Origin of the sequence: Comamonas sp. A7-5 (genome assembly GCF_039581385.1) — a bacterium.
Classification (GTDB): domain Bacteria; phylum Pseudomonadota; class Gammaproteobacteria; order Burkholderiales; family Burkholderiaceae_C; genus Comamonas; species Comamonas thiooxydans.
The window spans coordinates 263143-287408 of the sequence record NZ_JBCPWO010000004.1; the positions used below are offsets into that span (position 1 = coordinate 263143).

The 24266-nt window shown below is 57.0% G+C and carries 22 protein-coding genes and 1 pseudogene; 14 read left to right on the forward strand and 9 right to left on the reverse strand.

Annotation, left to right across the window (positions count from 1 at the left end; all coding sequences use genetic code 11):
• Positions 1-57: 57 nt before the first annotated feature.
• Complete coding sequence (locus AAIL67_RS09250) at positions 58-816, forward strand: DsbA family protein (RefSeq protein ID WP_343483842.1); 759 nt, start codon at positions 58-60, stop codon at positions 814-816.
• 180 nt (positions 817-996) lie between these two features.
• Here AAIL67_RS09250 and AAIL67_RS09255 read toward each other — a convergent pair whose 3' ends face one another.
• Positions 997-3384, reverse strand: a complete 2388-nt coding sequence (locus tag AAIL67_RS09255; protein ID WP_280009465.1) for a membrane-bound PQQ-dependent dehydrogenase, glucose/quinate/shikimate family — start codon at positions 3382-3384, stop codon at positions 997-999.
• 205 nt (positions 3385-3589) lie between these two features.
• Complete coding sequence (gene icd / locus AAIL67_RS09260; RefSeq protein ID WP_003067439.1) at positions 3590-4852, reverse strand: NADP-dependent isocitrate dehydrogenase; 1263 nt, start codon at positions 4850-4852, stop codon at positions 3590-3592.
• Positions 4853-5080: 228 nt separating this feature from the next.
• On the opposite strand from icd, the gene AAIL67_RS09265 reads away from it, so the two are divergent.
• The 3 genes from AAIL67_RS09265 (at position 5081) to AAIL67_RS09275 (ending at position 6572) form a co-directional block, all read left to right on the forward strand.
• A complete protein-coding gene (locus AAIL67_RS09265) occupies positions 5081-5272 on the forward strand; it encodes a hypothetical protein (RefSeq protein ID WP_280009486.1) in 192 nt (63 codons plus the stop codon).
• Between the two features lie 214 nt (positions 5273-5486).
• On the forward strand, positions 5487-5987 hold the full coding sequence (locus tag AAIL67_RS09270; protein ID WP_003067435.1) for a DUF192 domain-containing protein: 501 nt from the start codon (positions 5487-5489) through the stop codon (positions 5985-5987).
• 24 nt (positions 5988-6011) lie between these two features.
• Positions 6012-6572 (forward strand): hypothetical protein, encoded by a 561-nt coding sequence (locus AAIL67_RS09275; protein ID WP_343483843.1) that lies wholly within the window; start codon positions 6012-6014, stop codon positions 6570-6572.
• Here the strand turns inward: AAIL67_RS09275 and AAIL67_RS09280 are convergent.
• Together AAIL67_RS09280 and AAIL67_RS09285 are read right to left on the reverse strand one after the other, a co-directional pair.
• On the reverse strand, positions 6552-6842 hold the full coding sequence (locus AAIL67_RS09280) for a CPCC family cysteine-rich protein (protein ID WP_046460190.1): 291 nt from the start codon (positions 6840-6842) through the stop codon (positions 6552-6554). The genes AAIL67_RS09275 and AAIL67_RS09280 overlap by 21 nt on opposite strands.
• A gap of 190 nt (positions 6843-7032) precedes the next feature.
• Positions 7033-9264 (reverse strand): NADP-dependent isocitrate dehydrogenase, encoded by a 2232-nt coding sequence (locus tag AAIL67_RS09285; RefSeq protein WP_003067431.1) that lies wholly within the window; start codon positions 9262-9264, stop codon positions 7033-7035.
• A 38-nt stretch (positions 9265-9302) separates the two neighbouring features.
• Between AAIL67_RS09285 and AAIL67_RS09290 the strand changes: the two genes are divergently transcribed.
• The 3 genes from AAIL67_RS09290 to AAIL67_RS09300 all read left to right on the forward strand — a co-directional run bounded on the left by AAIL67_RS09290 (position 9303) and on the right by AAIL67_RS09300 (position 11288).
• Positions 9303-9737, forward strand: a complete 435-nt coding sequence (locus tag AAIL67_RS09290; protein WP_343483844.1) for a hypothetical protein — start codon at positions 9303-9305, stop codon at positions 9735-9737.
• A gap of 195 nt (positions 9738-9932) precedes the next feature.
• On the forward strand, positions 9933-10409 hold the full coding sequence (locus tag AAIL67_RS09295) for a hypothetical protein (protein WP_343483845.1): 477 nt from the start codon (positions 9933-9935) through the stop codon (positions 10407-10409).
• Between the two features lie 222 nt (positions 10410-10631).
• Positions 10632-11288, forward strand: a complete 657-nt coding sequence (locus AAIL67_RS09300; protein WP_343483846.1) for a hypothetical protein — start codon at positions 10632-10634, stop codon at positions 11286-11288.
• A gap of 155 nt (positions 11289-11443) precedes the next feature.
• Here the strand turns inward: AAIL67_RS09300 and AAIL67_RS09305 are convergent, their stop codons facing one another.
• Positions 11444-11926, reverse strand: coding sequence for a GNAT family N-acetyltransferase (locus AAIL67_RS09305; RefSeq protein ID WP_343483847.1), 483 nt, complete (start codon positions 11924-11926; stop codon positions 11444-11446).
• 373 nt (positions 11927-12299) lie between these two features.
• On the opposite strand from AAIL67_RS09305, the gene AAIL67_RS09310 reads away from it, so the two are divergent.
• Positions 12300-12587, forward strand: a complete 288-nt coding sequence (locus tag AAIL67_RS09310; protein WP_179626335.1) for an H-NS histone family protein — start codon at positions 12300-12302, stop codon at positions 12585-12587.
• Positions 12588-12646: 59 nt separating this feature from the next.
• On the opposite strand, the gene AAIL67_RS09315 is transcribed toward AAIL67_RS09310, so the two are convergent.
• Positions 12647-12868, reverse strand: a complete 222-nt coding sequence (locus tag AAIL67_RS09315) for a hypothetical protein (RefSeq protein ID WP_179626336.1) — start codon at positions 12866-12868, stop codon at positions 12647-12649.
• Positions 12861-13661, reverse strand: coding sequence for a hypothetical protein (locus AAIL67_RS09320; RefSeq protein ID WP_343483943.1), 801 nt, complete (start codon positions 13659-13661; stop codon positions 12861-12863). Before AAIL67_RS09320 ends, AAIL67_RS09315 begins: the two co-directional genes overlap by 8 nt.
• A 21-nt stretch (positions 13662-13682) precedes the next feature.
• Here AAIL67_RS09320 and AAIL67_RS09325 point away from each other — a divergent pair.
• The 6 genes and pseudogenes from AAIL67_RS09325 to AAIL67_RS09350 all read left to right on the forward strand — a co-directional run.
• A pseudogene (locus AAIL67_RS09325) lies at positions 13683-14297 on the forward strand (DUF3363 domain-containing protein); the annotation flags it as partial.
• A 105-nt stretch (positions 14298-14402) separates the two neighbouring features.
• Positions 14403-14984: a TetR/AcrR family transcriptional regulator gene (locus tag AAIL67_RS09330; RefSeq protein WP_280009455.1), complete on the forward strand. Its 582-nt coding sequence runs from the start codon at positions 14403-14405 to the stop codon at positions 14982-14984.
• Positions 14985-15087: 103 nt separating this feature from the next.
• Positions 15088-15585, forward strand: coding sequence for a Rid family hydrolase (locus tag AAIL67_RS09335; RefSeq protein ID WP_343483849.1), 498 nt, complete (start codon positions 15088-15090; stop codon positions 15583-15585).
• Between the two features lie 129 nt (positions 15586-15714).
• Positions 15715-16887: an MFS transporter gene (locus tag AAIL67_RS09340; RefSeq protein ID WP_057092547.1), complete on the forward strand. Its 1173-nt coding sequence runs from the start codon at positions 15715-15717 to the stop codon at positions 16885-16887.
• Positions 16888-17856: 969 nt separating this feature from the next.
• On the forward strand, positions 17857-21234 hold the full coding sequence (locus AAIL67_RS09345) for an EAL domain-containing protein (protein WP_343483850.1): 3378 nt from the start codon (positions 17857-17859) through the stop codon (positions 21232-21234).
• A 640-nt stretch (positions 21235-21874) separates the two neighbouring features.
• Positions 21875-22444, forward strand: a complete 570-nt coding sequence (locus AAIL67_RS09350; protein ID WP_046460188.1) for an SMI1/KNR4 family protein — start codon at positions 21875-21877, stop codon at positions 22442-22444.
• Positions 22445-22457: 13 nt separating this feature from the next.
• Here AAIL67_RS09350 and AAIL67_RS09355 read toward each other — a convergent pair whose 3' ends face one another.
• Positions 22458-23318, reverse strand: a complete 861-nt coding sequence (locus AAIL67_RS09355; protein ID WP_343483941.1) for a class III extradiol ring-cleavage dioxygenase — start codon at positions 23316-23318, stop codon at positions 22458-22460.
• 185 nt (positions 23319-23503) lie between these two features.
• Complete coding sequence (locus AAIL67_RS09360; RefSeq protein ID WP_003054032.1) at positions 23504-24091, reverse strand: Fe-Mn family superoxide dismutase; 588 nt, start codon at positions 24089-24091, stop codon at positions 23504-23506.
• Between the last annotated feature and the right edge of the window lie 175 nt (positions 24092-24266).

Here is a 24266-nt window from a genome sequence, read left to right on the forward strand (position 1 = left end):
TACCGCGCTTACATTGAAGCTTGTTTGCAAATCTACCGGCCTGCAAGGTCGCCCAATATGAACACATCCAAGCTGCCCGCCCTGGTGCTGCACTATATTTTCGATCCTCTGTGCGGCTGGTGCTATGCCGCCGCCCCGCTGGTCAAGGCCGCGCGTGAGGTGCCCGGTATCGAGGTTCAATGGCATGCCGGCGGCATGCTGACTGGCGCCCACACGCGCACCATCACCGCAGACTGGCGTGACAAAGTCATGCCCAGCGACCAGCGCATTGCCGAGATGACGGGCCAGCCTTTTGGCGATGCCTATCTCAACGGCCTGCTCAATGACATTGGCGCGCCGCTGGACTCCGAGCCCCCAACCACGGCCCTGCTGGCCGCCGAAGCGCTGGCAGGCAAGGGCCTGGAGATGCTGGCTGCCGAGCAGAAAGCCCACTATGTGGAAGGCCGCCGCATCAGCGAGCCCGCCGTGCTGCGCGAGCTGGCAACTGGCATCGGTCTGGACAGCGCGGCCTATGACGCGGCCTACGCCGAGCAAAGCGGCGCGGCCACGCAAAAGCATATTGCCGAAAGCCGCGAATGGCTGGGCATGGTGCAGGGCCAGGGCTTTCCCACCCTGGCCCTGGAGTTCGACCACCCCGAGCAGGCCGGCCAACGCGCCGTGCAGCGCATCGAAATCGGCGAATGGCTGGGCGATGTCGACGGCTGGAAGCAGCAACTGGCCGCCTGGGCCGAGCAGATTGCCGAGCTCAATCAGCAGCAGGCCGGCGACACCGACACCAGTTGCGGCCCCGACGGCTGCGAGCTGCCACCGCGCTGAGCGGCGCGGCCAGCGTGGCGTAGCCTGCGCGGCAGATACTCTTTTATTCATAGCTTATAGCGCTTGTTTTTCAATGAACTCAGACACTACTCAATCTGAGTTCCTTATCCATCAAGCGCAGGAAGCTATCTTTTTAAATCCTTCTGCCGACGGCTCCGCAGCCTGTCGCTCTTGCTTTCGCTATTGCGGCAGGGCATAGGCGATCACATAGTCACCGCGCTTGGGCGACTGGCGTGCGCCACCGGCGGTGATCACCACATACTGCCTGCCGGTTCTGGGCGAGACATAGCTCATCGGCCCGCCCTGACTGCCCACGGGCAGGCGCGAGCGCCAGATCTCCTTGCCGTTGGCGCTATCGAAGGCGCGCAGATAGAAGTCCTGCGTGCCCGCGAAGAACACCAGCCCCGACTTGGTGACCATGGAAGGCCCCAGCGTGGGCATGCCGATGGGAATTGGCAGCCACATGGGAATGCCCAGAGGACCGGTGTCGCGCACCGTGCCCACGGGTACCTGCCATTTGATCTGCCGGGATTTCAGATCCACGGCCGTCATGGTGCCGAAAGGCGGCTTCTGGCATGGAATGCCCAGCGGCGATAGAAAGCGCTGGCGCATGGCACCAAACGGCGTGCCCTCCTGGGGCACGGCCCCCATCTCGATGCCGCTGGCACCGGGCTTCATATCGGCGCGCGCAATCATGTAGTTCGCCAGACCCAGGCGCATATCGTTGACAAACATGGTCTGGCTGATCGGATCTATGGAGACGCTGCCCCAGTTCATACCGCCCAGGGAACCGGGAAACTGCAGCGTCGGCCCCATGCCTGGCGGCGTGAACACGCCTTGATGCTGCATGTCCTTGAAGGCAATCCGGCACAGCAGCTGATCGAAGGGCGTGGCGCCCCACATATCGGACTCCTTGAGAGTCTGGTTGCCGATATTGGGCATGCCCGTGGAATGCGGCTGGGTCGGCGCATAGCGCTCGCCCGGCACATGGCCTTGCGGCACGGGCAGCTCCTGCACCTCTGCCAGAGGCTCGCCGGTCTCGCGGTTGAGCATGAAAATCATGCCCTGCTTGGTCACCTGCAGCAGCGCGGGGTCCACCCCGCCCTGGGCATTGCTCACATCGACCAGAGCGGGCTGGGACGGGATGTCGAAGTCCCACAGATCGTGATGCACGGTCTGGTAGAGCCAGCGCGGCTTGCCGGTGCGGATATCCATGGCCACGATGGCGGAGCTGTTCTTCTCCATCTCCGCAGTGCGCTGGGCCGCATAGAAGTCCGGCGTCGCATTGCCCGTGCCCAGATAGGCCAGGCCCAGCCTGGCGTCATAGGACATGCCGCCCCAGACATTGGGCGAGTTGCGCGTATAGGTCTGTCCCTGCGGCGGCGGCCCGGTGATGTCGGCATTGCCCGAGTCCCAGGCCCAGACCAGCTTGCCGCTGTGCACATCGAAGGCTCGCACCACGCCCGAGGGCTCGTCGGTCGAGAAATTGTCAGCCACGCGCCCACCCACGATCACCAGGTTCTCGGTCACCAGCGGCGCCGAGGTCTGCTGATACCAGCCCTGCTTGACCTCGCCCATGCCCTGGGTCAGATCCAGCACGCCGTCCTTGCCGAAGTCGGTGCATGGCTTGCCCGAATCGGGATCGAGCGCGATCAATCGCGCATCGATGGTGGGCAGAAACAGACGACGCCTGCAGCCTGGCGCAACATCTCCGGGCTTGCCGAGGGCACCCGAGGCCTTGATTGCGGCCTCATTGCCATCGAAGTAACCCAGACCTCTGCAGCGCTGCCAGTTGGGTGACTTGGCCTCGGGGTCGAATTTCCACTTCTCCTCGCCCGTGTCCACATCCAGCGCCAGCACCTTGCCGTAGGCCGTGCAGACATACAGGCGCTCCCCGATCTGCTGCGGCGTGTTCTGGTCTTCGGCACCCGAGCCCGTGCTCTGTGGCACATCGCCGGTGCGTGCCGTCCAGGCTACAGCCAGCTTGCCGACATTGTCCCGGCTGATCTGCTCGACAGCCGCAAAGCGCTGTCCTGCGGGGCCCTGCCCCCAGTCCGTCCAGTCCGAGGCCTTGATCTCCATGGAGCCTACCGAAGGCACTTCGGTGACCTCGGGAGCGATCACGCCCTTGGGCGAGAAGGCACTGACGGCAGTCGCGACGATGCCCAGGCCCAGCACCACCACCGACACTGCGGCTCCCAGGCGTCCGTAGTCGTTCATGACCAGCTTGCCCGCCTCAAGCTGTGCGTAGCCCAGGGCCACCAGCAGGCCCAGCACGGCAAACACCATCAGACGCGAAACCAGCGGCCAGAACTCCCAGCCCGCATCCCACCAGGCCCATACCAGGGTCAGCACAAAGGCCAGCGCATAGAGATGGGCGCCGGCCCTGCGCCGCGCCAGCAGCAGTGTGGCCGATGCCAGCAGCGCCAGCCCCATCAGCACAAAGTACCAGCTGCCTCCCTTGCCGAGCAGAATGCCGCCGCCTATGGTCAGGTACAGACCCATGAGCAGCATCAGCAACCCCACTGCAAGCCAGTACCAGCGCCCGTCATTGGATGAAGGAGCCATAGCCTCACCTGAAATTAATTGCCATTTGTGTATTGCACGCTTTAATGCCGATACACATCGACATACTTTCGAGGCTTTGCACGCCAGCCTCAGGACTACAAACGCCAGGTAAGAAGGCATAAAAAAAGCCGCACCGTGGAGACGGTGCGGCCGCTGAGATGGCAGTGCCGGCAGATCTTCAAAGCTGCCAGGCAGGCGGCTCAGCTCAGTCCATCATCGAGATCACCACATCCCCAAAGCCTGAGCAGGACACCTGGGTCGCACCGTCCATCAGACGGGCGAAGTCATAGGTCACATGCTTGCTCTGGATGGCTTTTTCCAGCGACTCGACGATCAGATCCGCAGCCTCGCGCCAGCCCATATGACGCAGCATCATCTCGGCGCAGAGAATCATGGAGCCGGGGTTCACATAATCCTTACCCGCATAGCGCGGCGCCGTGCCGTGGGTGGCTTCGAAGCAGGCAATGCTCTCCGACAGGTTGGCACCGGGAGCAATGCCGATCCCGCCCACCTGCGCGGCCAGCGCATCCGAGATGTAGTCGCCGTTGAGGTTGAGCGTGGCCACCACCGAATATTCGGCCGGACGCATCAGAATCTGCTGCAAGAAGGCGTCGGTGATCGAGTCCTTGATGACGATGTCCTTGCCCGTCTTCGGGTGCTTGATGCGGCACCAGGGGCCGCCGTCGATCAGCTCGGCACCGAACTCGCGCTGCGCCAGCGCATAGCCCCAGTCACGGAAAGCGCCTTCCGTGTACTTCATGATGTTGCCCTTGTGAACCAGGGTCACACTGGGCTTGTTGTTGTCGATGGCGTACTGGATGGCCTTGCGCACCAGGCGCTCCGTGCCCTCGCGCGAGACGGGCTTGATGCCGATGCCCGAGGTTTCGGGAAAGCGGATCTTGTTGGCGCCCATTTCCTTGGCCAGGAAGTCGATGAGCTTTTTCGCCTTCTCGCTGCCGGCCGCGTATTCGATGCCCGCGTAGATGTCCTCCGAGTTCTCGCGGAAGATCACCATATTCGTCTTCTCGGGCTCCTTGAGCGGCGAAGGCACACCCTTGAAGTACTGCACGGGGCGCAGGCAGACATAAAGATCCAGTTCCTGGCGCAGCGCCACGTTCAGCGAGCGGATGCCGCCGCCCACTGGCGTGGTCAGCGGGCCCTTGATGGACACGGCATAGTCGCGCACGGCGGCCACGGTTTCCTCGGGCAGCCAGACATCGGGGCCGTAGATCCGCGTGGCCTTCTCACCCGCATACACCTCCATCCAGGCAATCTTGCGCTGCCCGCCATAGACCTTGGCAACGGCAGCGTCTGCCACCTTGCGCATCACCGGCGTCACATCAACACCGACACCATCGCCCTCGATGAAGGGAATGATGGGTTGGCTCGGAACATTCAGTGTCTTGTCCGCGTTGACGCTGATCTTCTCCCCTTGCGGCGGAACCTGGATGTGCTGGGACGTGCTCATGTTGTGGAATCTCCTAGTCTTGAATACTGCGCGGTGGCGCACCTTTTTGGTGCTATTTTGTTGCCCCCGATTTTGGCACCTTGCTCTAAGCAAATTTTAAGAAATGCCGCATAAAAATCTTTCAACGGCGGCACAGGGCTGCCGTTGAGAGGGCGTGAGGGACAGATGGGCTGCTCCTCACTTCAATCTGAAACCTGGCATTGCCGCATCTTTAGGAAATTGGCATATATGAAAAAACTACTCGCTGTCCTGATTGCTGGTTCGTTCGCTGCTGGCGCTTTTGCTCAAGCCGCCACGCCGGCGCAGCCTGCCACCCCTGCGGCAGCAGCAGCGGCGCCCACCGTCAAGCATATGAAGGCAAAACCTGCCAAAAAGCATCATATGCAGCACAGCAGCAAAAAGATGCACAAGCCAGCCTGATCGCGCGCTGAAAGCCGGTCTGGCGATACCGGCACGCCATGCTTCTGTACGCCGGACCTGACTCACGCCAAAGCCTGCCGAACGGATAGTTCTGCAGGCTTTGCATTTTGCAGACCGGCTCCGGCAGCCTATTTGTGACAGCGATTTGCGCCGCAACCCACGCGGATTGCTATAGGCTTGTGACTTCCGACTTCCTGTTTGGCATGCAAGGCTCATGAAGAACCGCCCCACCAAGACAATCCCCAAATCCGGCTGGCGTGCTCCGCTGCTGGCCCTGGCCTGTACCGCCCTGCTGGGCCTGTTCGGCAACCCGGCCATGGCCCGCGACGAAGGTCAGCCGCAGACGAATCTGCGCCGCATCGACCTGACGGCCGGCATGTACCGCATCGATACCCAACTGGCCGTCACGCCGCAGCAGCGCGAGATCGGTCTCATGTTCCGCAAGGAGATGCCGCAACAGGAAGGCATGCTCTTTGTCTTCGAAGTACCCGGCGTGCAGTGCTTCTGGATGCGCAACACCATCTTGCCGCTGACGGCGGCCTTTGTGGCCGATGACGGCACCATCGTCAATCTGGCCGACATGAAACCCATGAGCGAGGACTCCCACTGTTCGGCCAAGCCCGTGCGCTATGTGCTGGAGATGAACCAGGGCTGGTTTGCCAAGCGCGGCATCAAGGCCGGCACCAAGCTGGGCGGTGCGCCCTTCAATCGCTAAGCACCGCCAGAATCAGCATCCGTCATGCTCTACCAGCCGCGGTTTCCGCAAGCACTGAGCGATACCGCCGCTGCGCTGCTGCAAAGACTGGGCAAGTCGCAGGCATTCGAGCCCTACCCCGGCTTCACGATAAGCATCAATGGCGAGTTGCTGCATGCACCCTACCGCGTGTACTACGACAAACGTGAGCTGCAGCAATGCATTCAAGAAAGCAGCGGCCCCACACAGCAACTGGCCCTGTGCCTGGGCAGCCGCCACGCCAACGGTAAAGTGCGCGAAGCCTGTCTGCGCCAGTTGCTGGAGCACGGCTGCAACTGGGTGCTGCCGTTTGTGGTCCGCGCGGCTGGCGAGTATGTGCTGGAAATTGCTGAGAATCTGGCAGCCCAGACTCATAGACTTTTGCCAAACAGCTACGGGCGCTTTGCTGCCGAAAACCCCGAATTTGTGATTACCTGCAAGCAGCAGGCCGCCAGTTACTGGGACTGCTACCACCGCCAACGCTATCCGCTGCTGCGTCAGCACCCAGGCATACGATTCCTGCGCTGGGTTGACGAGGCCAGACGGTCACTGCCCCACGCCGATTGATGCCACTCTGCGCAGAACACGCGGACTATGTCGATAGCGGCTGCGCGCTGCCGGTGGGAGCACGCTCTTGAGCATTCGGTAATCGCAGGCACCAAAGTACTGAAAGTTGCGCCGACCTTCGCGCAGCGTCATGTGGTTAGGGCCGGAGTATTCATCCGGGCAGTCCACATCCCAGCCACTGTCTTCCCAGAAGCAGACGCTGCAGATGCTGTACTCGCCACGCTCATCCAGCGAGAAATAGTCGCAACACGGGCATTGATACAGCGACATGGAGCGCCTTTCATAAATTCGAATGAAATCAAGCTACAGCGCTTATTCATCATACACATGCAGCTTCTATTTATATAGCAACTACTGAGACCGGACACAAAAAAGCCGGAGACCTTTTCAGGTCCACCGGCTTTTTATGGGGCATTGCCTGCACGCAGGCGGGGCAACCCGCTCTGCGAGGCAAGCTGGCTTACACCGACGCGATGGCGGCGTTGAAGGTGGCGCTGGGGCGCATCACGGCGTCCAGCTTGGCCACGTCGGGCATGTAGTAGCCGCCGATATCGGCAGCCTTGCCTTGCACTTCCTTCATCTCAGCCACGATCTTGGCTTCGTTCTCGGTTAGGCTCTTGGCCAGAGGTGCGAACTTGGCCGCCAGTGCTGCATCTTCGGTCTGAGCAGCCAGCGCCTGGGCCCAGTACAGAGCGATGTAGAACTGCGAACCACGGTTGTCCAGCTCGCCGGTGCGGCGCGAAGGCGACTTGTCTTCGTCCAGCAGCTTGCCGGTGGCTTCGTCCAGAGTCTTGGCCAGCAGCTTGGCGCGGGCATTGTTTTCCTTGATGCCCAGGTCTTCAAACGAGACGGCCAGAGCCAGGAATTCACCCAGCGAGTCCCAGCGCAGGTGGTTTTCTTCCACCAGTTGCTGCACATGCTTGGGAGCGGAGCCGCCAGCACCGGTTTCGTACATGCCGCCACCGGCCATCAGAGGCACGATGGACAGCATCTTGGCCGAGGTGCCCAGTTCCAGAATCGGGAACAGGTCGGTCAGATAGTCACGCAGAATGTTGCCGGTCACCGAGATGGTGTCCAGACCGCGGGCCACGCGCTCCAGCGTGTAGCGCATGGCGCGCACTTGCGAGAGGATGTGGATTTCCAGGCCGTTGGTGTCATATTCCTTCAAGTAGGTCTGCACCTTCTTGATCAGCTCGGCTTCGTGGGGACGATAGGGGTCCAGCCAGAACACGGCAGGCATGCCGGAGTTGCGGGCACGGGTCACCGCCAGCTTCACCCAGTCACGGATAGGAGCATCCTTGACCTGGCACATGCGCCAGATGTCGCCAGCTTCCACGTTCTGGCTCAGCAGCACTTCGCCGGTGGCGATGTCCACGATGTTGGCCACGCCGTCTTCGGCGATCTCAAACGTCTTGTCGTGCGAGCCGTACTCTTCGGCCTTTTGCGCCATCAGACCCACGTTGGGCACGGTGCCCATGGTCTTGGGGTCGAAGTTGCCGTGCCACTTGCAGAAGTTGATCACTTCCTGGTAGATACGGGCAAAGGTGGACTCAGGCATCACGGCCTTGCAGTCGTAAGGCTTGCCGTCAGCGGCCCACATCTTGCCGCCCACGCGGATCATGGCGGGCATGGAAGCATCCACGATCACGTCGTTGGGCGAATGGAAGTTGGTGATGCCCTTGGCGGAATCGACCATGGCCAGACGCGGACGGTGCTCCTGGCACTTGTGCAGGTCACGGATGATTTCTTCGCGCTGCGAAGCAGGCAGGGTCTCGATCTTCTCGTACAGATTGGCCATGCCGTTGTTCACGTTCACGCCCAGCTGATCGAACAGCTTGCCATGCTTTTCGAAGGCTTCCTTGTAGAAAATCTTCACGCAGTGACCAAACACGATGGGGTGGGATACCTTCATCATGGTGGCCTTCACGTGCAGCGAGAACAGGATGCCCGACTCGCGGCAGTCTTCGATTTCCTTTTCATAGAAGGCGCACAAGGCCTTCTTGCTCATGAACATGGAATCGATCACTTCTGCTGCCTGCAGCTTGACCTTGTCCTTCAGAACGATGCTGTTGCCTGACTTGGTCTCCAGCACCATCTTCACTTCGCGGGCCTTGTCCAGCGTCATGGACTTTTCGCCGTGGTAAAAGTCGCCCTCTTCCATGTGCGACACATGGGTTTGCGACCACTGCTTCCACTCACCCATGGAATGGGGGTGCTTCTTGGCGTAGTTCTTGACCGCTGCAGGCGCGCGGCGATCCGAGTTGCCTTCGCGCAGCACGGGGTTCACGGCAGAGCCGATGCACTTGTTGTAGCGTGCCTTGATGTCCTTTTCGGCATCGGTCGTGGCGGTTTCAGGATAGTCGGGGATGGCGTAGCCCTTGCCCTGCAATTCCTTGATCGCTTCTTGCAGCTGGCCCACGGATGCGGAGATATTGGGCAGCTTGATGATGTTGGCTTCAGGCGTCAGCGTCAGCTTGCCCAGTTCAGCCAGGTTGTTCGGAGCGCGTTGGGCTTCGGTCAAAAAGTCGGGGAACTCGCCCAAGATACGGCCTGCCAGCGAGATATCGCTGGTCTCCACATTGATGCCGGCCGGTGCTGCGAAAGCACGGATCACGGGCAGGAATGCGCTGGTGGCCAGGCGGGGAGCCTCGTCAGTCAAGGTGTAGATGATGGTGGGTTGCTGCGTACTCATCTCTTGTCTCAGGTTGTGAAAAAAGGGGGAAAGGTGCCTTGGGCCTGCATCCCGGGCTTGCGCAATGGGGCCTGACACAGCGGGACGACACTTTCTTGATGCAATGCGTTCCCACAATACAAAATTCTACGCGCAACCGGGCCGATTTTTTTAAGTCTTGTACAAGACTCAAGGATTTAGCTCAACTTTCAAAAGGCGTTTTCATTGGGAAACAGGCTTTTTTCCCCGGTTTTCTTCCATGTAAAAAAGTCGCACTGCCGCATTCATTTAGCGGCCATCACAGCCGTGCAAGTTGCGTTGAAAGTTGCGTTGAGTTAGTTGCGTTGCGCGGCCTTTGGCACAAATTTGCGCGATCTTTGGCACAAAGTAGCACAGCCTTTGGCACCAAGGCTGACAATTTGGCAAGAGACAGCACCACGAATGTGTTGTTTTTACACCAAAAGATCGAGCGACTTCTGGCGATAAATGTATAGGCCAGTGGACTTTTCAGCCTACAGGAGCGGCAGGAAGCGACCCAAAGCAGTCTGCAGTCTCAATGCCTCAAAGCAGCCCTTTAGTCCCTTTTTCCACAGGCCGGCCCTCTGTATAGGCTTTGTTCTGCTACAAACACATTTACAGACCTGACTTAGAACACAAGCCTCAGAGAGGTCTTCGATCCATTAGGTGCCATGACGACTCAGAAAGAGAAATACCACCTCGCCATGTCTGGCGAGTACTTCGTTGCTGCGCAGTTGCAGCGGCTGCATATAGGCGCGTCATTGACGTATGGCAACGCAAAGAGCGCCGATGTTGTGGCATTTTCCGAAAATTCAGATCGATCTGTAGTGATTGAGGTAAAGACAACGAAGCAGCCAAGATGGGTTGTTGGCGGTCATGTTCCAGCGCCCTCGCAAAAGCCCTGGGTATTTGTGCATCTGCCAGAGGATAACAATGAAGCACCAATGTTCTATGTCCTAGCACAAAAGAGCTTGTATGAGATTTTGGCGCCTATTGATGCGGAGTACGAAAGGAAGTACAAGGAGAAGCATGGGGTTGAATACGGAAATAAAGCGGGCGTTGTAAATGTCACGCGTAAGCAACTCGAGCCATTTAAGAACAACTGGGAAATCATTCGAGAACAAGTTCGAGGCCAGCCAATCGTTTGAACCGAATTGGTTCAGCATATCTTCTCAGGAGCCCGGATTAATATTAGGTGTTCACTTCTCGCCTCTTGGCAGTCAATCAGATGAAGGCTGCAAAGCCGTCATTTAGCGCACCATTGCACCGAGGCACGCTCGGTGCGCAAGCAGAGCGTTTGTAACGCTCATGCTAGCTACTCATCCCTTCAGATACCGACCTTCGTCGTTGACCTTGTATAGAAGCTTTTCATGACAGCACAAATTTCATCACCTGGCAGGGACTTAGTTCGCACAGTTGCGAAAAATGATTTGGGAAATGCAGTGTTTGGCGTTGCCGAAGTCGCGCTTGATCACCATCTTTCCGCTGGCGTTATTCGTGATATTCCTTTCGTCGGAACCCTTGTCAACTTGGTTCGTGCTGGGCAGTCAATTTCTGAGGAACTCTTAATCCGAAAACTTTTCCGCTTCTTGGGCGGCTTAAAGGATGTACCGCTAATAGAACGGCAAAGGTTACTTGAAAAGTATCCGGATGCCTCGGAAGAGCAAAAGGATCTTGGAGAGAAGCTATTATTAGCTTTAGAGCGCTTAGATGACACAGCAAAGCCTACCCTACTAGCGCGATTTTTCGCAGCTTACATCAGGGAAGAAATTGACTACACCACATTCACGCGTCTAGCCAGCGCTCTCGAAAAGTTCAACCTGGCGCTGCTACCTAATCTGCGTTGGTTCTATACCCAAGAGGGGGTCCAAGTTGAAACTTTGGAGGAAATTACGCATGAATTAAGTTTGGCTGGTCTTGTTCTGGTGCAATTGTCCGGGTCAGGCACCTTAGGTGGCAGTGCAGGGTATCAACAGTCATCTCTCGGAAAAGTCTTCTTGCGTATTGGATTCGATGTCAAAATTTAGCCTTGTGGCTCAATTCTTGATTCAACATCATCGTTGAATTAAAACATTGAGTGACTGTTTTAATTGTCGCCGTTGTCCGCTCCTGGCCGTCAGCAGCCCGTCACAAGGGCTGCAATCGACAAACGATGGCTCACCCAAAATCATTACCAACTTTCCTAGCTTTCGGAATTTCCGGTGGCGTAGAGGCGAAAGCGTATAAATTGAACGCCATCAACATAAAATTCGCCATCTTCCTTAAATCCCAGCCTGAAAATACCTCTAATCCTTTTTCTTGAAGGTGGAAGCAGAATGGTTATGGAAGTCAAGCCGATGCTTGTGAAAGCGCGATTGATAATTTCCTGATAGATGGTTTTTCCACTTCCCCAATATTTTGGATGCAGCACTAAGGCCAAGTCTGCGTCACCTGCTTCATGCTGCAGCCCTCCCCAGCCGGCAAACTCCTGATCTACAATAAATGCCCAAGGACCGTACCCATATTTCGCCCATTGGGCGTCTTTGTTTTCAACCCAATCCTTAGCTTTAACTTCATCGAAATCGGCCCTGCCCAGAGGCATTTGGCGTAGCACTTCGGGATTGTTGTTGAGCGCAATGATTTCTGCCAAACCGACTTCGGTAAGACGTTTGAATTCCAGAGTCATGCATTGACTTTATCTGGATTTGAGTGGATGGTGAAGTATGTACATCAGAGGCTATAGTTCAGCCTGCTGGCATCCTCAAGTTGCGCCCTTCAAGCGCACCAACAACCTCTTTCGGACAAACATCCTTAGACTTCTTCCTTTTGGAAAGACCTCGTTCATGCAAGCTAACAAGCTTTAGCGCCAGCTTGACTGTGCGGCTTTCCCAACTTTTTTCATCGGCTCTATGTTTTTCTGAATTGATACGCATCAAATTGGGACACAATGCATGCGGTCACTTTCAATTGAAAGTGAACTAACTGCATAAGCGATGTATCTCATGTATGAGTGCACCAATTTAGTGCTTGCACAAATATTTACAGAGGATCTCTTTTAAATGAGTACAAATTCCTATAAAGAATTATTGGCACAACGCGAAGCTCTTGAGCAGCAGATTGCCGCCGCCCGCAAGGCCGAAGTCGCAGGCGCGGTGCAAGAAATCAGAAGCTTGATCGATGCTTTTGGTCTGACTCAGGACGATGTCTTCCCTCCTGCAAAGCAAAAGCGCGAGACTGCCTCCGTGGCCCCGAAATACCGTGACCCTGCCACAGGTCAAACATGGACTGGCCGAGGAAAGCCTCCAGCCTGGATCAAAGATCAAGACCGTTCCAAGTTCGAAATCTAAAAGTGGCCCTAGCGGCCACTTTTTATTTGTCGCTCCAATTGCATCTCAAGGTCTGGTAACTACACCTCCCCATCTGCATAGGTGAGGTTCGGAGCTTCGCCCTCAATCGCTCCGTCACGCACAAACACACGCTGGCCAGCTTGAGCCGGACCTCGCGCCTGCAGGCGGCCACCGCCTGGCAAATTGACAGTGGCCACACCGTTGATCACAAAGGCCACCGTGCCCACCTCAAGGGGCTTGGGCGACTGCAGATCCATGAACTGCTTGTAGAGGTTAGGCATGGGTCTCGACCTCCAGCGTCTGGCGAAGCCTGGGGGCTGCCCAACTGATCGATGTCGACCGAACAATGCCCATCATGGTCTCCGGGCCTACGTAGCGAACAAACTGCCCCGGAAGGATCACGCCGGTCTCGGGCAGTACCTGCATCGATAGCGACACCCGCGCCTGGCGGCCCGTGTCGGCAAGCTCTGCCAGGCCGCGCTGCCTGTGCACCGTGGAGTCCGTGATTAAGGCATGCATGACCTGGGGCGCAATCAGATCGCCAGCAGTCCCGGCCCGTGTGATGGGACCAAACACGCCCGCGCTCATACCGCCTACAAACACCCGGCTGTATTCCGGCTTGTCCAGGAACTCCGTGCCCTCTACTTCGGCCACGGCTGATGGAATCTCAAAATCCGGCACCACATCGCCCCAATGCCAGGGTGCCGTGGGGTACTTGGGCAGGATGCGCAGCACCTGGTCGGTGTTGTGGGGCTGCACATAGCCGCCAGCCGCCGCCGCGATATCGTTGATGGCGTCGATATAGCTGCCCTGCAGCGCCCAGGCTCCGGCAGGCACTTGCCAATCCTCCATCTGCCAGTCGATACCCCAGCCAGTGGAGACGCCGTTGACCTTGAGCACATCGGCAGCCAGTTGCTGGGCTGTCAGCGTCTGCGTTGGGCTGCCAAAGGGCATCGACTTGGCCCAAGGCTCGGCCAGCACTGCGGCCAAGCCGCGCCCGGATACAGACCAGCGCTCCTGCGGCAAGAATCTGCGGTCGCGGCTGGTGCGCTCCAGGCGCAGCTTGAAGGGCACGCCATTGACGTTGGCCAGGAACTGCGCAGGGTCGCCATCGTGGAGCGCGTAGTCGAAGGGCTATGGAAGATGCCGGACGACCTAGCCGAGCGTGGCCGCCAGTACGACGCGCAGCGCCTGGGTGGCGTAGCCGTGGAAATGAAGTCCCATCTTCCCATCGAGCGGCAGGCCCGCGTGATCGGCGCGACCTGGCTTGACCATCAACTGATCGGCGGCGGCCGTGGGCTGGGCGACCTGGGCTTTGGCGGCAATGCGAAGCAGGCCATGCAGCAGCGCGCCTACTTCCTCGAAGAACAGGGGCTGGCGCAGCGGCGTGGGCAGCGCGTCATCCTTGCACGCAACCTGCTGGGCACGCTGCGCAATCGGGAGCTGGCGCAGGTCGCCAAGGACATTGCCGCCGAAACCGGCCTGGAGCATCGCCTGGTGGCCGACGGGCAGCGCGTGGCCGGCATCTACCGGCGCTCCGTCAGGCTCGCCAGCGGGCAGTACGCGATGCTCGATGACAGCATGAGGTTCAGTCTGGTGCCGTGGCGGCCGGTGATCGAGCAGCGGCTGGGGCAGCAGATCGCCGCGACGGTGCGTGGCAGTGGCGTGTCATGGGACATTGGGCGGCAGCGGGGCCCATCTGTTGGGTAGCCGGCTGACCGGGCCACGCAGATGGACGACACAAAGGCAATTATTGACTGATCTGTAAAATATTGGTTCAATCTCCCACAGGATTTGTGTTGGAGAACATCGACCATGAGCGGAAGGCCCAAGGAATACGACGACACCGCCGTCATCGACGCTGCGATGGATGTTTTCTGGACGAACGGCTACGAAGCCAGCTCGACGCAGGAACTGTGCGAGCGAACAGGCTTGGGGCGTGGCAGTCTCTACCATGCCTTTGGCAGCAAACAGAAGCTCTATGAGCAAGCCCTGCGCCGCTATCAGGAATTGGGACTTCGGGCACAGATGGACATTCTGGACGGCCCTGGCACTGCCAAGGAACGGTTGCGGGCGTTGCTGCAATGGGGCGTGGATGGCGATCTTGACCCTGTAAAGCGACGCAGTTGCATGGCGCTGTTTTCTGTCATGGAGCGCAGTAGCAAAGACCCGGTGATCGAGCAGATCAACCGCGCCTACGTCGCCAAGCTAGAAGCGGGGCTCTGCCACGTCATTGCTGTTGGTCAACGCAATGGCGAGTTGTCCAGTGACCGGCCTGCCCTGGAAGTTACGCGCGCTTTCTTAGCGAGTTACTACGGGCTGCGCATCCTGGGGCAATCCATGCCGGATCGCGCGTTCCTTCAAGATGTTCTGGAAGGCACTGTGGTAGGTCTGTGATCGGCAAAGCACGCTTTGGATCAGATACGCATGGGCTGATCGGCCTTTTTATTTCTCAAATTGTGTACCGATCATTACACTATTGATATGCGGAAGAAGTCCCATGAGTCAGCCCGCAAATACTGATATTCGCAAAATCCCTAACCGGACTGGTGCGGTCGCGATTCCGGCCTCTCTGGAGGCGGATGTCGCACAGTTCCACTACGCACCGGCGCGCCGCGTAGGAGATTTTGTGTACCTTTCCGGCATTGTGGCTTGCAACAGATCGACCGAGCCAATGAGCGATACGGAATTCTGCGATGAACTGCGGGACGTGTTCCGGCAGATCGAGTGCCTGCTTGTGGCCAGTGACGCGCAGATGAACGATGTGATCGAGTTGCAGATGTTCCATGTATTTGGCAGTGACAGGCTGAACCTCGACAAGGCCGGCCAGTTGGCCGCCATCGCGCGGATTCGTGATGAATTCTTCGCCGCGCCCTATCCGATTGCAGTGGAACTGGGAGTTGCCACCTTGAACCCCGATGGCGGGCTGGTGGAGATCAAGGCGGTCGCATTCTCACCAAATGGGCGCATATCTGGCATCGAAATGGTCGTCGCTTGACCCGACGCATGCCGGATCTCGTTTTTGGAATAAACGATAGCTTTGATCCCCAATAACTGATCCCGGCCCGTCGGCCGGTTCTTTTGGATCAATTCTGTACTAAACGATAAACTATTGAAGGAGTTTCCCATGCCGTTAGTGGTCTACATCCTGGGGCTGACGATCTTTTCGTTGACAACATCCGAGTTCATGGTGGCGGGCATGATGCCGTCGCTCACGCAAGCCTTCGGCGTATCGGTGACGCAGATCGGTTACCTCATTTCGCTGTATGCCATTGGCATGGTCGTCGGCGGGCCGTTGCTTACCGTCGGCCTGCTCAAGCTGCGCGTACCCAACAAGAAGGCGTTGCTCTGGCTGTTGGGCTTCTACGCGATCGCCCAATCAGTGGCCGCTTCCGCGACGAGCTACGACATCATGGCGATTGCTCGGGTGGTCACCGGCGTGGCCGGTTCTGCCTGCTTTGGCGTTTCGCTGGCGATTTGCGCCGAAATTGTCGCCGTCGAGTCTCGGGGTCGCGCGGCATCCATCGTGGTTGGCGGACTGATGCTGGCAACCGTGCTGGGCGTGCCCATTGCCACGATCATCGACCAGCACTGGGGTTGGCGCGCCAGTTTCTGGCTGGTGGTGGCGTTGGCCATGTTGTGCACGGTGGTCATCACATTCCTGGTGCCGCGTGCCAAGACCTCCGCAACGGTCAGCCTCGGCGCGGAGTTGGCGGAGTTCAAAAATCGGCACCTGTGGGCGGCTTACGCCACCAGCGGCTTGATCATCGGCGCGACGTTCGCCGCTTTCAGCTACTTCGCACCGATACTGACCGAAGTGACCGGCTTCGCCGCGTCCTCAATTCCTTGGCTGCTGGGGATCTACGGGGCGGCGAACGTGGTGGGCAATATGGTCGTGGGGCGTTATGCCGATAATCACACCATGCCCATCATGGCGTGGGGCCTGATCGTGTTGGGTGCCACCTTGGCGCTGTTCGCCGTGTTTGCGCAAAACCAGGTTCTCAGCCTTGCCGCGCTGATCGTTATCGGCTTGGTGGGCGTTCCCATGAATCCCGCGATGATCGCCCGTGTGATGAAGACCGCGCATCCGGGCGCGCTGGTCAACACCGTACATACCTCGGTCATCAACATCGGGCTTGGCCTCGGCGCATGGATCGGCGGCTTGGGCATTGCGGCCGGCTACGGCGTGCGCTCGCCGTTGTGGGTAGGCGCCGGGCTGGCGCTGCTCGGTTTGCTCAGCCTGTTGCCTTATCTCGGGCGCAAGGCGCGCGACGCGCGCTCGCTGGCTTCCGGTCAATAGTGCTTTTTGATGGCCGTCGGCAGGCCGGTTTTCTCAAAGTCCTTGAAGCACGCCAGGACTGCAGAATCCGGTCATTGATGCCGATGATGGCCTTGCCTTTGATTTCCTTGGGCTTTTGAGCCGTCAGTTCGTACTGCCCCTACTCGAACGACACACCATGGTCTTCGGTCTCCCAGCGGATGTGCCCTGCCGTATCGATCCATCTGTGTCCAAGCAAGCTGCTCGATGTAAGCGTCGCCTGTCATTCACAGATATGCCGCTGATAGGGTCAGCCACGCCGTGAGCAAGGCCACATTCAGCGGGCTGCGGGGCTTGCCCACATGCCCCAGCCGGGCTTCCGGCCCGAGTCCAGAAACTTCAAGCTATTTGGCCAACCCGCGAAGATCAGACGGCTCCGGAGGAAGCCGGATGCAACGGAGGCCTCGCCACCTCGCTCGCTTTCGTGTGCCGAACCCTAGTCGAACACCACTCCTGAAAACTGCTCAATCCTTATTCAAGGCTGGGTGTTCTTATAAGGTTCTCCAAATTGATATGGCTCAAGAATTCAAAAGAAAAAAGCGATCTCTTGTTGAGAGATCGACCGTAAAAATTCTCAGCTACTTGAATTCAGCCTCTTTGTAATGCGTCTTGATCGTATCAACAACGCTGAAAAAGAACGCTATTTATCTGCTGGCCACTGAATATCACATTGCTCTGCCAAACTAGCAAACGGACGCTTCAAGGCCAAGCAACACACAGAATTTCGCGAATTTCGACTCCTCTGCAATGTGAACCAATGACAACAAATGAAACAAATCGCATATTGTTTGTATATTTGAGCTTGTATCCCTCAGTTTGCATGTTGATGGACCCTGCACACTCCTCCTATCCGGAGTGTCTGGATCCCTTGCATGGATGGTGATGTCAGCCTAGGCCCGCGGCAAGTGAAAATGGCTTGTGCGGCCTGCATCTAGCGTAGGAGCGCGTTCTATGGTGCGGAGGTCTAGTTTCGAGTCCAAGGTTGTCACAGCATTTGGAACGGCTGCGCTGGTAGTGATCGCGATGGCACTATCGACGTGGGAAGTTGCAAATGATGCAGCCAAAGCTGCCCAAATGGTGACACATGCACACCAATTGCTCAACAATATAGATCGCGTCAGAGGCTATTCTCTCCAATCTGAACTAACCACTCAAAATTTCCGCCTGACAGGTAATGCCGAGCATATTGCCGAGCGAAATGCAGCGATGGCTGAGCGAGAGCTTTCGCTGGAAAAAATACGGCAACTAACGATCGATAATCCAGATCAACAACGTCGCTGGACAGAGCTGCGTAAAGTCATTGACCAGCGCATGGCAGCTGCACGCCAAATTGAAAAATTGCGCAATACCCAAGGTCAGAAGGCAGCAAATGCATTTGCTGCCGCAACTACGCTTGCATCCACGCGTTTGCGCACCTATGAATTGCTGAGCGAGATGGATACCGAGGCGCGCCTGCGACTCGCTCTGGAAGAGGCCGAGCACAAGCAAGCGCGTCATAAGCTGGTGATGGCTGGAGCATTGGTCGCTGTGGCACTTATCTTGCTGCTGGGTTCCTCCTATCTTCTGATAAGACGTCAATTGCGCGAAACAGAAGCCAGTCAGCGTGCTCTGGCTGACAATGAAGAAAGCCTTGTGACTACCTTGCATTCGATCGGCGATGCAGTACTCGCAACAGATACTGAAGGGCGAATCACTCGCATGAATTCAGTGGCCGAACAACTCACAGGCTGGAGTATTAATGAGGCTCAAGGCCGTTCTATCGAGGAAGTATTCAATATCATTCATGAGCAGACCCGCGAGCCTGCTCATATTCCTGTAGCAACGGTGTTCGCCACCGGGGAAGTGCAGGTACTTGCCGACTACACCTCAATCATTGCCAGAGATGGCACCGAACGTCCAATCTCTGATAGCGCCGCCCCCATCCGCGACTCCAAAGGCCAACTACGAGGTGCTGTACTAGTCTTTAGGGACGTTACTTTGGAGCGAAAGGCACAACGGATCATCCGTGAGCAAAACGCGTCACTTGAAGCTGACGTGCACCAACGCACTTTGCAATGGCATGAGATTCAAAGCCATTTGCACAACGTCATCAGCGCCGTTCCGGCGCTGATTGCCTACGTTAATGCACAACAGCACTACGAGTACGTCAACACTCAGTACCGGGAGTGCTTTGCACCTGACCGCGAAGACATCACGGGTGAGTCGGTAAGACAAATCCTCGGAGAGGAACGCTATGTTGTTGCCAATGACTTGATCGGCAAGGTCCTCTCAGGAGAGCCGCAAACATATGATTGGCAGCCCTTTCCAGGAGTTTGGCAGACTATTCAGTATGTTCCCAAACACCAAGCCGATGGAACGGTTGCTGGCTATTACGTATTGGGCACCGATATTACTGAGCGCAAGCACTATGAAGAACGTATCCAGACGCTCAATGGGGAACTTGAACAACGAGTGCATGAGTTAGAGCATATTGGCCGCGGACTGCGAACCTTGAGCGCCGGTAATCGCACCATGCTACGAGCCAGCGAAGAACAGAGTCTGCTTGAAAACATGTGCCGAGCCATCGTGGCTGCAGGAGGCTATGGCATGGCTGCAGTCTGGTATTCGGGTGACGAGCCAGATCAACAACTACGTCCGATGGCCGAGTGCAATTATCCAGGCGGTATAGAAGCACTTCGCAGTCTAGGACTCATAGCAGCCGATACGGAGCTAGGCCAAAGCCTGACATCTAGCGCAATTCGCAGCGGCAAGGTTCAATTTGTCCGAGACATGCGTGTAGATTCCAACCATGTTCGATGGAGCGACAAGCTTGGTGAACTGAAGTCAGGTGTATCTTGCCCTTTATTGGTTGAGGGCGAAGTCATTGGTGCACTATCCATTTATGACACCGAACCAAACGCGTTCGGCGAAGATGAAATCGCATTGCTGACCGAGTCAGCGGACGATCTAGCTTTTGGTATTTCCATTCTGCGTACACGCTCAGAACAACTACGTGTACAAGCAGAGATGAATCATATGCTGCGCCATGATCCCTTGACTGGACTACCCAATTCGATTGAATTCAGGGAAGTTCTGACTGCGAAAATTGAGGGAAGCTCTTCACATCCAGAGCCAATCGCGGCTTTGCAATTCAATATTGAACGCCTTCGAGAAATAAACGAGGTGCTAGGTTTCTCTAATGGGGACCAGATTCTTAGAGACTTCGGAGAGCGCCTAAGGCAAAGCATTCCCGATTCTGCACATATTGCTCGTTTACGCGGAGACGAATTCGCAGTATTAGCGCCCACTCTGGATAGAGGTTCCGCCGTAGCCTTGGCCGAAGAGTTGGAAAAAACCATCTCCCGCCCTTTCCCGATCGCAGATATTGAATTGGATGTCAGTGCAAGAGCTGGCATAGCTTTGTTTCCCGAACACGGCACAACTGCCGATGAACTATTGCGTCAAATGGGAAAGGCCACCCATCAAGCCAAGGCCCGCGGACTGAGCCAGTGCGTATTCGACCCGTCACATCAGAAAAATCAAGCGGGACGCTTGACCATGGCAGGAGAACTTCGGCGAGCCATTGCAGGCAATCAGCTGCGACTATTTTTACAGCCAAAAGTTGATTTTTCCTCCGGGCAAATCTGTGGCGCAGAGGCCTTGGTACGCTGGATGCATCCGATTAAAGGACTAATTCCTCCCGGATTGTTTATCGACCTGGCTGAGCAAACAGGCTTGATCAAGCCTTTGACGGAATGGGTTATTGTCGCAGCCCTTGATCTGCTGCAGAGCTGGCAGGCAAAAAGCTGTGCTGTTCCTATTGCAATCAATCTCTCCGCGCGAAACTTCAGAGATGAACAGCTTTTCGCCAAGTATCGCCAATGGCATTCAGAGCGCTCTGTGTCAACCGGACTATTGGAAATCGAAATTACGGAAAGCACCGTAATGGAGCATGCTGAATATGCTCTACGAGCACTGAGCGAGATGAGCGATGCTGGGATTCCTCTTTATGTGGATGATTTTGGAACGGGGTACTCCTCATTGAGCTATCTACAAAAACTACCAGTAGATTACATCAAGATCGACCAATCATTCGTTTCTGCAATGCATCGCGATCGGGATTCTGCCACGATTGTGCGCTCCACCATTGATCTCGTACATGATCTCGGACGGAAGACGGTTGCCGAAGGTGTGGAGACCAAAGAGCACTGGGATCTGCTCAAGGATCTTGGCTGTGATATTGCACAAGGCTACTACATCGCCAAACCTATGCCTTCCAGCGATTTCCAGAAATGGGCCGAAGATTTCAGAAAATCTCAGTCACGGGATAGTTCATCCTTTTCAAGATAATCCATTAAATTGAAATTACGCACCCAACAACAAAGAAAAAGGTATTTTCAACATCAATAAATTTCAAGACAGCAGAATTATGCGGTGCATAGATACGCCTGAAATTTTATTCTGACAAATTAAATGATGACAGACGACAACTAATAATCTATAGCGAGCAAATTAATCTGGCGTTTGCAAGCCTAGCTACTTTGAATCTGCACTTCGTAACTTCATAGCTGATTACATTCTCACTCCCCATCTCATACGAGATTGCAAGTTCTCGAATCTGAAAGCATCGAGTCGGGCATCTATTTTTTTGGCATTCAAAGGTCGAAACCCAAGAGCAACTGCCGACCATATAGTTTCCGGCCTCAGACTGAAGGCCAAGCGCACAAGAAGTGCTTCAAATGCGCGCCACGCAAAAAAGCAAGTGCGCCAGTGGCACTATGCTGATCGCTATCGTCTATGGATTCAACTGGTCAGCGCAACACAATGACTGCCTCTGGCGCAAGAAGTGTTGGCATGAAGCAAAGACCGCGGATTTACTACACTGAAAATCCAAAGAGCCACACTTTGCCCCCAAACAGACTCCCAACACCCGCTGTCGGTCCGACCTCGCTGCCCAATTCACTTACCTCGGACCACTACGCCTGCCATCATGACACCTGACCAATATCTTGCGCATTTGCAGGCTGTGTATGCCGCATTCCAGCTGCGCTTTCACCCCTTGCCGCCAGCCAGCGAACAGGATCTGGCCGCTTTGGCCGCCGCGCTGGGGCCTCTGGATACCGATCTGGCCGCATTCTGGCGCCTGACTGCAGGCAGCAGCGCCGACAGCACCCAGCCCCTGTTTCAGCGGCCGAGCTTTGTAGATGCACTGGACCTTCTCACGCCACCTCAGGCCATAGCCCTGGCACTCCGCATGGAAAGTCGAGCCCAGCGCATGTGGGATCTGGCCGGCCCCGCATCCCAGGACCCTCGCCTGAGCGGGCGCTGGTGGCACGCCGGCTGGCAGCCGTTTGCCAGCTTCTATGGGGACATCGTGCTAATGGTCGATCATCATCCCGGTCCTGAAGGACAGCGCGGCCAGATCATTGCCTATGTGCACGACCCCGACCAGATCTGCTGGATTGCCCCCAGCTTCTCAGCCTATCTTCAAGCGTCCGCCGACTCGATTGACGATGACAGAGAAGAATTTTTGAATGGACCACTGGACGAGCAGGAATAAGCGGAGCTCTGAGCTACGCCCCGGCCTGAAGGCAGTAACTGGACAGCGTGGCCGAGTCCATGAAGGCCTCTTCAAAGTAAACACGGCGGGCCAGGTCCTGCTCAGCCGCCCCCACCACCACCATCAACGGCAGCAGATGCTCCTCCCGTGGATGGGCCATACGCGCGCCGGGGGCCCGATCCCAATCGGCCAGCCGCTGGCTGCGCGTGGCAGGTGTCATCTGCATCAGCGTCTCGGCCAACCAATCGTCAAACAGCTTGGAAGGCGCCCGCCCCACGGGGCCGAAGCTACGCATATTGTGATAGCTGGAGCCGCTGCCAATGATGAGAACTCCCTCGTCACGCAACGGGGCCAGCGCACGGCCCACGGCCAGGTGTTCTGCAGCGTTCAGATTGCTGCGCAGGCTGAGCTGAAGCACGGGCACATCGGCCTGCGGATAGATCACAGCCATGGGCACAAACATGCCATGGTCGTAGCCGCGCTGGTCGTCAGCCCGCACGTCCTCTCCAGCCTGCGCCAGCAACTGCTGCACCCTGCCTGCCAGCTCAGACGAGCCGGGCGCGCGGTAATGCAGGTTATAGGTTTGCGGCGGAAAGCCGCCATAGTCATACAGCATGCCAGGATGGGCGGCACTCTGCACGGTGAAAACCGGCTCCTCCCAATGGGCGGAGATCAGCAACACGGCCCGGGGCCTGCGCGCCAGTTGGCGCGGAATATTGCGCAAGCCCTCGGCCATCAGCGCATGCCAGTCGTGCATCTCCGGCACCCAGGGCCAGGGGCCTGCTCCATGGCAGAGAAAGTACACGGGCATGCGAGCGCCTGCCTCCATTGGCCCGGAAACCGCCTGACTGCCCAGGCCTTCACGCTCCTCCATGCCAGTCTCTCCCATGCATCAATAGGTCATCAAAAACATAGCTGCCTGCACTTTCCCCATCAAAACTGGAGACCTAAAACTCCTCATTCTTAGCAGACAGGCATAAAAAAACCTCCTTGCGGAGGTTTTTGCCAACGATCAGGTCCGAGCCGTGCAGCCGCAGACCTGATGCCGTATTGCCGGGATCAGGCAGCGAAGTTGGCTTCGGCGAACTTCCAGTTCACCAGCTTTTCCAGGAAGGTTTCGACAAACTTGGGACGCAGGTTGCGGTAGTCGATGTAGTAAGCGTGTTCCCACACGTCCACGGTCAGCAGCGCCTTGTCGGCGGTGGTCAGGGGGGTACCGGCAGCGCCCATGTTGACGATGTCCACGGAACCGTCGGCCTTCTTCACCAGCCAGGTCCAGCCGGAACCGAAGTTGCCGGCAGCGGAAGCCACGAAAGCCTTCTTGAACTCGGCGTAGGAGCCCCACTTCTTGTTGATGGCATCAGCCAGAGCGCCTGTAGGCTCTGCTCCGCCGTTGGGGGTCATGCAGTTCCAGAAGAAAGTGTGGTTCCAGATCTGGGCAGCGTTGTTGTAGATGCCGCCGGAAGACTTCTTGACGACTTCTTCCAGATCCATGTTTTCGAATTCGGTGCCCTTTTGCAGGTTGTTCAGGTTTACCACATAGGCGTTATGGTGCTTGCCATGGTGGAATTCCAGGGTTTCCTGGCTGTAACCGAACGGAGCCAGTGCATCGATAGCGTATGGCAGGGGGGGCAGAGTGCGTTCCATGATGGTTTTCCTCGTGGTTGAAATTTTTGGGGGCCGTCCAGTGCCAAGGCGCCTGAGCGGTGACCGCTGTGCCGGCCGGCACATTGCTGTACTACAGACGTCAAGTATTGCACTAACCGAACCATTGTAGAAAGAACTGAGAGGCTGCGCGCCACTCATCAGGACTATTGCGCAC

What these genes read in the sequence shown, in the direction of transcription:
- AAIL67_RS09250 (WP_343483842.1), top strand. Translation starts at nt 58, where the DNA reads ATGAACACATCCAAGCTGCCCGCCCTGGTGCTGCACTATATTTTCGAT.
- AAIL67_RS09255 (WP_280009465.1), bottom strand. Translation starts at nt 3,384, where the DNA reads ATGGCTCCTTCATCCAATGACGGGCGCTGGTACTGGCTTGCAGTGGGG.
- icd (WP_003067439.1), bottom strand. Translation starts at nt 4,852, where the DNA reads ATGAGCACGTCCCAGCACATCCAGGTTCCGCCGCAAGGGGAGAAGATC.
- AAIL67_RS09265 (WP_280009486.1), top strand. Translation starts at nt 5,081, where the DNA reads ATGAAAAAACTACTCGCTGTCCTGATTGCTGGTTCGTTCGCTGCTGGC.
- AAIL67_RS09270 (WP_003067435.1), top strand. Translation starts at nt 5,487, where the DNA reads ATGAAGAACCGCCCCACCAAGACAATCCCCAAATCCGGCTGGCGTGCT.
- AAIL67_RS09275 (WP_343483843.1), top strand. Translation starts at nt 6,012, where the DNA reads ATGCTCTACCAGCCGCGGTTTCCGCAAGCACTGAGCGATACCGCCGCT.
- AAIL67_RS09280 (WP_046460190.1), bottom strand. Translation starts at nt 6,842, where the DNA reads ATGTCGCTGTATCAATGCCCGTGTTGCGACTATTTCTCGCTGGATGAG.
- AAIL67_RS09285 (WP_003067431.1), bottom strand. Translation starts at nt 9,264, where the DNA reads ATGAGTACGCAGCAACCCACCATCATCTACACCTTGACTGACGAGGCT.
- AAIL67_RS09295 (WP_343483845.1), top strand. Translation starts at nt 9,933, where the DNA reads ATGACGACTCAGAAAGAGAAATACCACCTCGCCATGTCTGGCGAGTAC.
- AAIL67_RS09300 (WP_343483846.1), top strand. Translation starts at nt 10,632, where the DNA reads ATGACAGCACAAATTTCATCACCTGGCAGGGACTTAGTTCGCACAGTT.
- AAIL67_RS09305 (WP_343483847.1), bottom strand. Translation starts at nt 11,926, where the DNA reads ATGACTCTGGAATTCAAACGTCTTACCGAAGTCGGTTTGGCAGAAATC.
- AAIL67_RS09310 (WP_179626335.1), top strand. Translation starts at nt 12,300, where the DNA reads ATGAGTACAAATTCCTATAAAGAATTATTGGCACAACGCGAAGCTCTT.
- AAIL67_RS09315 (WP_179626336.1), bottom strand. Translation starts at nt 12,868, where the DNA reads ATGCCTAACCTCTACAAGCAGTTCATGGATCTGCAGTCGCCCAAGCCC.
- AAIL67_RS09330 (WP_280009455.1), top strand. Translation starts at nt 14,403, where the DNA reads ATGAGCGGAAGGCCCAAGGAATACGACGACACCGCCGTCATCGACGCT.
- AAIL67_RS09335 (WP_343483849.1), top strand. Translation starts at nt 15,088, where the DNA reads ATGAGTCAGCCCGCAAATACTGATATTCGCAAAATCCCTAACCGGACT.
- AAIL67_RS09340 (WP_057092547.1), top strand. Translation starts at nt 15,715, where the DNA reads ATGCCGTTAGTGGTCTACATCCTGGGGCTGACGATCTTTTCGTTGACA.
- AAIL67_RS09345 (WP_343483850.1), top strand. Translation starts at nt 17,857, where the DNA reads ATGGTGCGGAGGTCTAGTTTCGAGTCCAAGGTTGTCACAGCATTTGGA.
- AAIL67_RS09350 (WP_046460188.1), top strand. Translation starts at nt 21,875, where the DNA reads ATGACACCTGACCAATATCTTGCGCATTTGCAGGCTGTGTATGCCGCA.
- AAIL67_RS09355 (WP_343483941.1), bottom strand. Translation starts at nt 23,318, where the DNA reads ATGGAGGAGCGTGAAGGCCTGGGCAGTCAGGCGGTTTCCGGGCCAATG.
- AAIL67_RS09360 (WP_003054032.1), bottom strand. Translation starts at nt 24,091, where the DNA reads ATGGAACGCACTCTGCCCCCCCTGCCATACGCTATCGATGCACTGGCT.